At 60.9% G+C, this 11,007-nt stretch carries 6 protein-coding genes and 1 pseudogene; 4 read left to right on the forward strand and 3 right to left on the reverse strand.

Annotated elements, in window-relative coordinates:
• Nucleotides 1-147 precede the first annotated feature (147 nt).
• Nucleotides 148-3,126 carry a TonB-dependent receptor gene (locus M3P36_RS01495; protein ID WP_249698937.1) on the reverse strand — a complete coding sequence of 993 codons (2,979 nt, stop codon included), beginning with the start codon at nt 3,124-3,126 and terminating at the stop codon, nt 148-150.
• A 45-nt stretch (nt 3,127-3,171) separates the two neighbouring features.
• Nucleotides 3,172-4,491 (reverse strand): purple acid phosphatase family protein, encoded by a 1,320-nt coding sequence (locus M3P36_RS01500; RefSeq protein WP_249698949.1) that lies wholly within the window; start codon nt 4,489-4,491, stop codon nt 3,172-3,174.
• A gap of 361 nt (nt 4,492-4,852) precedes the next feature.
• Between M3P36_RS01500 and M3P36_RS01505 the strand changes: the two are divergent.
• Nucleotides 4,853-5,235: pseudogene (locus M3P36_RS01505) on the forward strand (tyrosine-type recombinase/integrase); the annotation flags it as partial.
• Between the two features lie 547 nt (nt 5,236-5,782).
• Here the strand turns inward: M3P36_RS01505 and M3P36_RS01510 are convergent.
• On the reverse strand, nt 5,783-5,998 hold the full coding sequence (locus M3P36_RS01510; RefSeq protein WP_249698952.1) for a hypothetical protein: 216 nt from the start codon (nt 5,996-5,998) through the stop codon (nt 5,783-5,785).
• 215 nt (nt 5,999-6,213) lie between these two features.
• Between M3P36_RS01510 and M3P36_RS01515 the strand changes: the two genes are divergently transcribed.
• The 3 genes from M3P36_RS01515 to ppsA are packed head-to-tail and all read left to right on the forward strand — an operon-like array spanning nt 6,214 to nt 10,827.
• Complete coding sequence (locus M3P36_RS01515) at nt 6,214-7,593, forward strand: NfeD family protein (protein ID WP_249698954.1); 1,380 nt, start codon at nt 6,214-6,216, stop codon at nt 7,591-7,593.
• A 12-nt stretch (nt 7,594-7,605) separates the two neighbouring features.
• Nucleotides 7,606-8,373 (forward strand): slipin family protein, encoded by a 768-nt coding sequence (locus M3P36_RS01520; RefSeq protein WP_249698956.1) that lies wholly within the window; start codon nt 7,606-7,608, stop codon nt 8,371-8,373.
• 57 nt (nt 8,374-8,430) lie between these two features.
• Nucleotides 8,431-10,827, forward strand: a complete 2,397-nt coding sequence (ppsA, locus tag M3P36_RS01525; RefSeq protein WP_249698974.1) for a phosphoenolpyruvate synthase — start codon at nt 8,431-8,433, stop codon at nt 10,825-10,827.
• Nucleotides 10,828-11,007 lie beyond the last annotated feature (180 nt).

An 11,007-nucleotide genomic window follows, 5' to 3' on the forward strand; every position in this document is an offset into this window, starting at 1 on the left:
ATGTGTGATCAGAAATCGAGGCGGACACCATGCTGCTAGCGAGCAAGGCGCAGCGCAACGTCTTCATCAGATCACGTCATTAAAAATTGATGGTGCCCGGGGCGCAGAACTGCACCCCGGGCCCATACAGTTGACTGGTCGCCCAAATCAGAAGTTCAGGCGCACGCCGCCCATAAAGCGCGAACCGAACTGTTCGAATTCATAGACCCGGCTGGGGATGCCATCATAGCGGATACCGGGGGTATCGGTCAGGTTGTTGGCGTCGACAAAAATTTCGACCTGCGGGTTCAACGCATAGCGGGCCGAGAAATCGAGCCGACCGACGCTGCTCCAGAAGCGGTTGCCGATGTTATTGGTAGCGGCCGTGTTGATCGAATTGAGCCATTGGCCGCGTTGCTGCCAACTCAGGCGCAGGGACAGACCGTATTGTTCGTAATAGCCGGAGATGTTGTACATCCACTTCGAGGTATCGGGCAGTTGCCCTTTCCGGCCAAGCGGGTCGATCGCGCTGGACTCGTTTAAATTGGCATTCGCCGTGAAGCCAAACCCATGCGTCCATTCGGGCGCGCCGATGCTGGCCAGCAGATCTTCAAGCGGTTGCGAGTAAGCCACTTCGATCCCCATCAGCTCACCACTGCCGCCATTCAACGTTGTGGTGAAGTCATAGCCTGAACGATCAAGGCCGCCTTCGTTCAGCACGTCGCTGTCGAAAGTCGTAGTGGCGTTGAACAGCACATCGCGCAGGTCCTTGTAATAGGCCCCGATCGAGAAGAACCCGCGGTTGTTCATATACCATTCGAAATAGGCATCGACCCCGATGGCCTTCTCCGGCTCGGCAAAGGGATTGCCGCCTGAAATCGTCTCGTTCAGATCATCGACTGACAGGTTAGGCCGCAAGACCGAATAATCGGCCCGCGCCGCGCCGGAATTGAACGAGAGGCGCAGCTTGATCTCGTCGGTGGCATCATAGTTGATGTGTACGCTGGGGAAGAACAGCGTTTTCGCGCTGCTCACCGTGAGTTCTTCGCGCACGCCGGCAATGGTTGCGAGCGCGGTCCCGGTGTTCTCGTAGCGCTCGGCCCGCACGCCCGCGACAATATTGCCGCGATCGAAGAACATGGTGCCCATGGCATAGCCGGCAACCACTTCTTCAGTAACATTGTAATTGCTGTTTTCCGACGTGTTGGGCTGCACCCGAAACGCATTGGCCGCAATGTAGCTGTCAAGCAGCGCCTCGCTGGCGGGCGTGCTCAGATTGAAGAAGGTGTAATTGCTACGCAGGCCGGTTGGAAAAATCGTGCGTTCGGCAACATCCTCCTGCCGCGGCAACGCGATGCCAGCCGCGTTCAGTTCAGCCGGACGAACTTCCAGCACCGTACGGGTCGAGGTCTTGTCACGGTTGTTATACTGGAAACCGAACTCGATAGTGGTGTCGTTGCCAAGCAGGTCGAAATTGCGATCAATGTCGAGCCGCGCCGTATAAGCGTCGGTGCGGTCGAGCCGGACGATGTCGCGGGTGAAGCTGGCCAGATCCAATTCCGACATTGAGATGAAATTGCGCGATGCCCCCAGCGAGCGGGTGCCGTCGGCGGCCACTACGGTGTCGAAAAATTGCAGCACTGGATCACTCGGATTGGTGAAGTCATAAACGACACTAGGGCGCAGCGCTGCGCTGGACGGGCTTCTCCAGCTCGAACTGAAGGGCGGCTGGCGGTCATCATCGCCGCGGGTGAAATTGCCGCGCCAGCTCACGTCCCATTCGCCAAACAGATGATTGCCGCCGAGCGTGGTGGTGAAGATGGTCTGCGGCGAATTGCTGGTGCCCCAGGAGCCTTCTATTTCGACACCATAGAGCGTGCCCTGAAGCGGCGTGTTGCCGGTCCGAATATCGGCATAGCCAGTGCGTGCGCCAAGCGCCGGTGTGGCGGCCGTCGTGTTCACCGCGCCATCGTCAAAGTCGAGGGCATAAACCTGACGCTCTTCCTGATCGCGGAACTGGGTCCATACCGAGCTGATGAAAATCTCGTGATCCGCATCGGGCCGCCAATCGAGGCGCCCGGTGAACGCGGTGTTGGAACGCGTCAGGCGGTAATAGCGGTTGTCGAAAAAATTGGTCCAAACTCGATCTGCGGAGCCCGGCTCCCGATCTTCCGGTGCGAACTCGAACCGGCTTTCGAAATTGTCGGTAACCATGTCGACTGCAAACCGCGATGCCGACACCAGAATGCCGATGGTATCATTGGCGAACCGGTTGGAAATGTGGGCGCTGGCATTGTACTGGCGACCCCCGCCCAGTTCCGAAAAGCCAAGTCCAAGATCGGCTGCCAATTTGAAGCCGGGGTAATCGAAGGCGCTGCGGGTGCGCACGTCGATGTTGCCAGCCACGGTTTCGCCGGTGAGATCGGCTGTCACAGCCTTGCGGACCGTGACGTTGGAGGCAATTGCCGACGGAATGGTATCAAAACGGGTGGTGCGGCCCGACGGGCTGACCACGCCGATCCCGTCAAATGAGACCGTGGTCCAGCTGTTGCGCGCACCGCGCAGCGAGACGAAGCGGTCCTGCCCCTGGTCGCGTTCAATGCCTACGCCCGGCAGACGGCCGAGCGATGCAGCCAGGTTCTGATCCGGGAAGCGGCCGATGCTATCGGCGGCGAGCACGTTGACCAACGCGGTGGAAGCGCGCTGCTGCTGGATCGCCGCCGCTTCGGATTCGGCAATCGGGCGCGATGCAACGACCACGATCTGGTCGTCCCCTGCCCGCTGTGGCGCAAGCGAAATGGCAACGGTCGAGGTCTGGCCTGCGACAACCGTGACCTGCTCGGTCACCGGAGGCGATCCGAAATAGCGCACGGTGACCGTCTGCATGCCCTGCGGAACAGCCCGGAACACGAAGCGGCCGCTCGAATCAGTGGTCTCGACAAAGTTGGAGCCGCTGATTTCCACGGTCGCGCCGTTGACCAGATTGCCATTGGCATCGGTTACGACGCCGTTGAGCTGGGCTTCGGAAACCTGCCCGGCTCCGGCCTGCGCGGCGGTCTGCGCCTGCGCCGCGCCAGCCCAGGCCACTGCGCCCATGGCGCAACCTGCGAACAAGGCGTGCGTGATGATTGAAGATCGAGCCTTCATGATATTTCCCCTGATTTTTGGTGTGTTACTGGTTGATTGAAGTGGTCAGTTGTCCGTGCCCGAGTAGGGCAGCGAGTTCTCGAAAGTGCGGGTTTCTGGCAGCGGCTGGGGGGATGGAACTAGGCGCTTTGCCCCGCCATCCGCCTTGTGCAACGCGAACAGGTCATATGGCTCGCCATCGGCGGTGTAGGCTGCGTAGCGCAGTGTCCCGCCGTCGATCTCGATGACCTGGAAGAACTGGGTGTTTTCCGCCCGGCGGGCTAGCTCGACACCTGCTGGCTGGTAGTCGTCCCATCCATCGGCGCTAAATTCGTATTGTTTGGCGCCGGATACCGAATTGACGAACATGCTGGTGACGCCGCCTTCTCCCGCCACGGCATTGGCTACAGGAACCTGAGCCTCGTCGTCGCCGATGGCACCGCGCGCGTAGGTGTGGTCATGGCCCTGGAGCACCAGGTCCACCTTGTGCTTCAGCAAGACTGGCAGCAACACGTCGCGCACCCGCGGGTTGTCGCGATCCCGACCGGATGAGAAGACCGGATGGTGCATCGAAACCACGCGCCAGCGCGCATCACTCGCCGTCAGGCGCTCGTCCAGCCAGCGCGCCTGTTCGGTCATGTCGGCTTCGTTGCTGTTGAGGACGAATACGGATAGATCGGCCGAATAGCGCACTTCATAGACCGTTTCGTGCAGGTCGGGCGAAAGGTCCTGTTCCACCGGCAGACGGAACTGCGGGCGCCACATGAACGACAACATGCGCTGGCGGTCGGCTTCGGTCAGGCCGAGCTGCTCGTATTCGTGGTTTCCGGTCACCGGGATCGCCGGGATCATGCCGTTGATGAACCCGCCAGCACGGAACCACTGCGCCCATTCCAGATCGCGCGAGGCGCGGTTCACCAGATCACCTGCGTGCAGGATAAAACGGGCATCGGGCGCGCTCTGGAACGCAGCGCGGATCACGCGGGGCCAGTGCGATGCGATCCCGTTCTGCGCGTCGCCCAGGTAGATGAAACGCAGCGGACCGGACAGCGGCGCGGTGCGGGTCTGGAACCACTCGCTCCAGTTCCCGCCCGCCCCTTCGACGCGGTAGGCATAGAGCGTGTCCGGTTGCAGGCCGTCGAACATCACCGAATGATAGGAGGCGCCCGGCAGGCCCTCGTTGTGGGTCACCGGGATGATGGTGCCCGCGCGGTTGAAGGTGGCGAGATCGATGGTCTCGCTGTCAGCCGCCACGCTGCGGGCCTGCTGGTCAAACCGCGCATCGGGCGTGGCAAGGGCAATTTCCGCTGCCACCCCGGTGACACCGGCTGATGTCCGCCAGTTCACGCTGATCGTGGTGGCGGGATCACCGGCAAAGGTGCTCACGATCCGGTCCGGCCAATCGCTGGCCTGTTGCCAGGGAGGTAGTTCCGGCCCGGCATGATGGTCGGATCCATGTGCCAGTGTGGTGGCCGGCAATGTCGCTGCAACCACTGCAGCGACTGCACCTAATATCCTGATTCGCATACTCGCAACCCCTTATGTTGCGGTGCAGCTAGAGAAACGAAATGACAGACTGGCGGCGTTTCAGCGTCGTCCAGATGGCGAAATGATGTGAGAGTTGTGACGGGCCACCCTCAGCCCCACCTGATGCCTCAGGTCGCGGAGCGCACTCCCACCCGAGCAAGCGCAGGTTATGCGAACACTAATGCTTGCCTCGTGGCGCAAGTCGAATGGAATGTCAGCTATGGCTGGGCGCGGTATTCGGTCCCAGGCTCTGGTGATCCAGCAGAAGACGGGGCGACCAGTGTATTCGAAATTGCCGCTGACACTCGCGGCTGCCTTGCTGCATGGCTCCCGCGCCGTGGCGGCACAGCCGATGACTATGTCTTTCCAAGTCGCCTGGATCACAACCGCTCGATGAGCACGCGCCAGTATGCCCGACTCGTGAACGAATGGGTCACGGCCATTGGGCTGCGTCGCACCAAGGATGCAATGATCTACAGGGCCACTGGCAACCTGCGTGCGGTGCAGCTCCTGCTCGGACATGCGAAGATCGAGAACACCGTTCGCTATCTGGGCGTCGACCTTGAAGACGTACTTCCCCTTGCGAAGCGCACCGAAATCTGAAAATCAAAGCGGCGTCGGGCAACGCCCGATGGCCGCAATTGGCGGCAGTTGGAAGGATCAGATTCGGCAGGAATTGGGGTGGTTAGTTGCCGTGTGCCCGCATCAAATCCAACGCGGCGGGTTCGATCCTCTCGCCGAAGTTCCAAAGCACTGCGTTACCTTCAGTCAGCTCTGATAATGCGGCTGGCATGACAGGATGAGAGTGTGCCTAGGGACTGACGCCACAGCCAATTCGACCCATTCCATCCCGCCTTCGCTTACCAGTTGTATGACTTCGGCTGGGCCGAGCCGCTGGACAGACCAAGGGCGCAGTTCGCAAACGTTGGCCAAACCGTAGCCACTGGTCACGAACAGGAAGCGCAAAGTCGAACTGACTTCCACAACATATTCTCCGCCTGCGTCGGCCTTCCAGCACGTCACGGCCAGCCCGCGATGCGGAAAGATCCCCGCCCGCTTGCGCCACATCCCGGGCTGATCTGCGTGCTCCCATCCAAGTGCGGTTGGGCATCGCCTCGGATGCCGCCGAGCGTAAAAGTGATGGCCGTGGTTAGCGGGTAGCCGATGAAGGGGCCTCACGCCCCAGCCAGATCATCGCCGTTTGCGCGCCGTGCCCCGCACCAACATGCCGGTCCACCGCTTCATGCGCGACATTGAGCCCGCCGCCCGGCAGCCCGTCCAACCGCGCCCGCGCCGCATCCCAGCCCGCTGCCATCGGCAAAAGACCCTCGGGCTGCGCTACCTTGGCAATGATTTCATAAGCCATCGTCCACTCCCGGAGTGATGATCAATAGCACCCGCCGCCAATTCATAGTAACAAAGGACGGACGGCCATTGATTGCGCGGAGTCAAAGCACCTCGCCTCCGTTCAATATAGCACACCGGTTCATTCTCATCGCATCAAGCTGGGGATTTGGCGGATGTGAATTCCGGCAGATGAGGTTCGTTTGATTTTGAGCGATTACAGGGAAGGATGTTCCCATGGACAGGTCAGAACGCGTTGCACCATTGCGATGGCTGTTCGTCCTTTGCCTGCTGGTTGGACTATGGCAGCCCTTTGCCCGCGCTGACGGTCAGGGCACCGATCATCAGGTTCCCGTCCTCACGATAGAGGGGGCCATCGGCCCGGCCACGGCCGACTACATCGTAAAGGGGATCGCAGCGGCCGGGCTGGATGGCAGCCAGTTCATGGTTATCCGCATGGATACGCCAGGCGGACTCGACACATCCATGCGCGAGATCATCCGGGCGATCGTCAATTCCCCAAAGCCGGTCGTCACCTATGTCAGCCCCAGCGGAGGCCGGGCGGCCAGCGCCGGTGCCTTGATCCTGACAGCCAGTCATGTGGCGGCCATGGCTCCAGGGACCAATGTCGGCGCTGCCACACCCGTACAACTGGGGGCGCCCGGTCCCGATACGATACCCGGTGCAGACGAGGATGCTGGCACCGAAGGAGGATCCAGCGCTGGCAGCGCGAGCGACGCCAAGGCGCTGAACGACGCCATCGCCTATATCCGTTCACTCGCAGAAATGCGGGGCCGCAACCCGGACTGGGCCGAGGCAGCCGTGCGCGATGCGGCAAGCCTTTCTGCACAATCGGCCCTGCAGCAAAACGTAATCGATATCGTTGCCTCGGACGACGCCGATCTGCTGGTCCAACTAAACGGCAGGAACGTAATGGTCGGCGGAGGAGAAGTTACTCTCGACACAAGCAATGTGGCTCTCAGCGAGGTTGCCCCCAATTGGCGCACGCAGTTGTTAAGCGCGATCACCAACCCCAACATTGCGCTGATCCTGCTGATGATCGGTGCCTATGGGCTGCTGTTCGAGTTCATGAGTCCAGGCGCACTCTATCCCGGGACTATCGGGGCGATATGCCTGCTGGTTGGCCTCTATGCCCTGTCCGTACTGCCCGTGAATTATGCCGGGATAGCCCTGATACTACTCGGAATGGCCCTGATGGCAGCCGAAGCATTCTCGCCATCCTTTGGCATATTGGGAATTGGCGGTGTCATTGCCCTGGCACTGGGTGCCGCCATCCTGTTCGATACCGACATCCCGGAGTTTCGCGTCGCCCTGCCCGTTCTTGGCGCGATCATTGCTGCGAGCATGGGAATGACCTTGCTGACCGCCCGGCTGGCTTTGCGATCACGCCGCAGCAAAGTGGTCAGCGGACGCGAGGAGATGATCGGAGCGACAGGGCGCGTATCGGACTGGGATGGCTCAAGCGGTCACATCCACACTCACGGTGAGCGCTGGCAGGCCAATGGTCCCGATAACCTCAACACCGGCCAGCCTGTGCGTGTGGTCGGCCTCGACGGACTGACCCTGGCAGTCGAACCTATCACCCGGGATCGCTAAAGGAGACAAGTCATGCCCATGCTCGGTGACCTCGCATTCTATGTGCCACTGATTCTTATCGCGCTGATCATCCTGATGGCAGCGATAAAGATCCTCCGCGAGTACGAGCGCGGCGTTATTTTCACGCTGGGACGATTCACCGGGGTCAAAGGCCCCGGCCTGATCTTGCTGATTCCCTTCGTCCAGCAAATGGTGCGGATAGACCTGCGCACCATCGTACTCGACGTTCCGACCCAGGACGTGATCTCGCGCGACAATGTCTCGGTAAAGGTCAACGCGGTGATCTATTTCAGGGTCATTGCGCCCGATCTGGCGACCATCCAGGTCGAAAACTTCATGCAGGCAACCAGCGAACTTGCACAAACCACGCTGCGTTCGGTTCTCGGCAAGCATGAACTCGACGAGATGCTGGCCGAACGCGACAAGCTCAATGCCGACATTCAGGAAATCCTTGATGCGCAGACCGATGCATGGGGCATCAAGGTCGCCAACGTGGAGATAAAGCACGTCGACATCGATGAATCGATGGTCAGGGCGATCGCCCGTCAGGCCGAAGCGGAGCGCGAACGGCGGGCCAAGGTAATCAATGCCGAAGGTGAACAGCAGGCCGCGCAAAAGCTGTTGGAGGCTGCGGAAATCCTCGGCCAGCGTCCGGAAGCGATGCAGCTGCGGTATCTGTCCACACTCAATGTGATCGCCGGGGAGCGGACCTCCACCATTGTCTTCCCCTTCCCGCTTGAGTTCATGGACCTGCTGAAAGGCATCAAACCAAAGGCATGAACCGGGACCATTCCCGGTCGCATTGCGGCATCATTGAACCTTGGAGAGCACCCGAACATGACAAACAGCCTGGCTGATCCCAAAGTCCGCTGGTTCGGCGACATCGCCATTACCGATATTCCCTCCGTGGGCGGCAAGAACGCCTCTCTCGGCGAGCTTCTCCGCGAGCTCGGCAAGGCTGGCGTGCGTGTGCCGAACGGCTTTGCAACTACTGCCCAGGCCTATCGGCAGTTTGTTGCAACAAGCGATCTTGAGCCCGCGATGCGGGCCCACATCGGGCGATACCGATCAGGGGAAGAAACGCTGCAGGATGCAGGCCATGCGATCCGCGCGCTGGTTCTGGCCAGCCCGCTGCCCGGGGATTTTGCTGTACAGATCCGGGAAGCCTACCGCTCGCTTGCCCAAAGCACGCAGACCAGGGATCCGTCTGTTGCAGTACGCAGCAGCGCCACCGCGGAAGATCTCCCGGATGCCAGTTTTGCCGGTCAGCATGAGACCTTCCTCAACGTTCGCGGCGAAGAGGCCCTGCTTGACGCCTGCCTGCGTTGCTTCGCGTCGCTCTTCACCGATCGCGCGATCAGTTACCGCGAGACCAAGGGCTTCGATCACTTTGCCGTCGCGCTGTCGGTGGGGGTGCAGCAAATGGTCCGGTCCGACCTTGCCGGCTCGGGCGTGATGTTCACTATCGATACGGAATCCGGTTTTCCCGGCATTGCCGCCATCAGCGCAGCCTGGGGACTGGGAGAAACCATCGTGCAGGGAGCGGTAAACCCCGACCGCTACGTCGTATTCAAGCCTCTGCTCGGCACTCCCGGTGCGCGCCCGATCATCGAGAAGGCGCTCGGCGACAAGGCCATCCGCATGATCTACGCCGAGGAAGGGGGCCACCAGACCCGGATCGTGCCCACCACTCCGGCCGAGCGCCAGTCCTTTGTGCTGGGCGATGAGGAGATCCTTGAACTGGGCCGCTGGGCGGTTGCCGTGGAGAGGCATTATGGCCGGGCCATGGACCTGGAATGGGCCAAGGACGGCGTAAACGGCCTGCTTTACCTCGTGCAGGCCCGCCCGGAAACCATACATGGTGATGGCAGCCAGTCGAGCTTCCGGCGTTACACTCTGAAGTCGGACGCCACCCCTGTCCTTTCCGGCGTCGCCATCGGCAGCGCCATCGCCAACGGCAAAGTCTGCCTTATCCGTGATGCTTCCGACATCGCCCATTTTCAGGACGGTGCAATCCTCGTTACCGGTAACACCGATCCCGATTGGGTGCCGATCATGAAGCGTGCAGCCGGCATCGTGACCGATCGCGGGGGCAGCACCAGTCATGCTGCCATTGTCAGCCGGGAACTTGGCGTTCCGGCCGTGGTCGGCATCGGCAACGCAACATCGGTTCTGCACGACGGCCAGGAAATCACGCTGTCCTGCGCCAGCGGTGAAAAAGGGCTGATCTTTGAAGGGCTGCTCGACTACGCCGCCGAGGACATCGATCTATCTGTCATTCCCGAGACCCGCACCGAGATCATGCTCAACATTGCCGATCCGGCAGCGGCTTTCCAGTGGTGGCGCTTGCCGGCGAAGGGGGTGGGTCTTGCCAGGATGGAATTCATTATCAACAACCTGATAAAGGTCCATCCCATGGCGCTGTTGCACCCGGACCGGGTGTCCGCGACCGACAACCGCCGGATCCGGGAACTGGTCCGGGGACACGCCAACCCGGCCGATTACTTTGTGGAAACGCTGGCGCGCGGCATTGGCCGGCTCGCCGCTCCGTTCTTTCCCCATCCGGCAATTGTCCGGCTCAGCGACTTCAAGAGCAACGAATATGCTCACCTTGTCGGTGGCGAGGCCTTCGAACCCAAGGAAGAGAACCCGATGCTCGGCTTCCGGGGAGCCTCACGCTACTACGACGAACGCTACCGCGACGGCTTTGCGCTGGAATGCCGCGCGCTGCGCAAGGTGCGCGAGGAAATGGGTTTTGCCAACGTCATCGTCATGGTGCCGTTCTGCCGGACACCGGCAGAAGCCGACCGGGTCCTGGAAGTCATGGCGGAGAATGGCCTTCGCCGCGGCGAAAGCGGGCTACAGGTTTACATGATGTGCGAGATCCCATCGAACATCATCCTGGCGGAGCAATTCGCGCAGAGGTTTGACGGATTCTCGATCGGATCGAACGACCTTACCCAGCTGCTGCTCGGCGTCGACCGCGATTCAGAGCTGCTCGCTACCATGTTCGATGAGCGCGATCCGGCAGTGTTGCATGCAATTGCCGAAGCCATAGGCAAGGTGCACGCCGCCGGTATCAAGATCGGCATTTGCGGCCAGGCGCCCAGCAACTATCCCGATTTCGCCGAATTCCTGGTGCGCGAAGGGATCGACTCGATCTCGCTCAATCCCGACAGCTTCGTGAAGACCTGTTCCGTCATAGCTGCCGCAGAAGTTTCTGCCGTATCGTGAATTGCCGGGCAATCGCCAGGGCGAGCTGGCGCCGAACGCCGTATCTGCGGAGCCTCGCATTGCGACAAGGCCGAGGAGTGGATTCCCCCGGTCACAGCAAGCAGGGAACGTAGTCGGCGGCGGCATCCTTGTCGCTATGGTCTATTGGCTTGTGTGTCTTCTCCCAGGAAGGCAGTAAAT

This window comes from Altererythrobacter sp. KTW20L (genome assembly GCF_023501975.1).
Taxonomy (GTDB): domain Bacteria; phylum Pseudomonadota; class Alphaproteobacteria; order Sphingomonadales; family Sphingomonadaceae; genus Alteraurantiacibacter.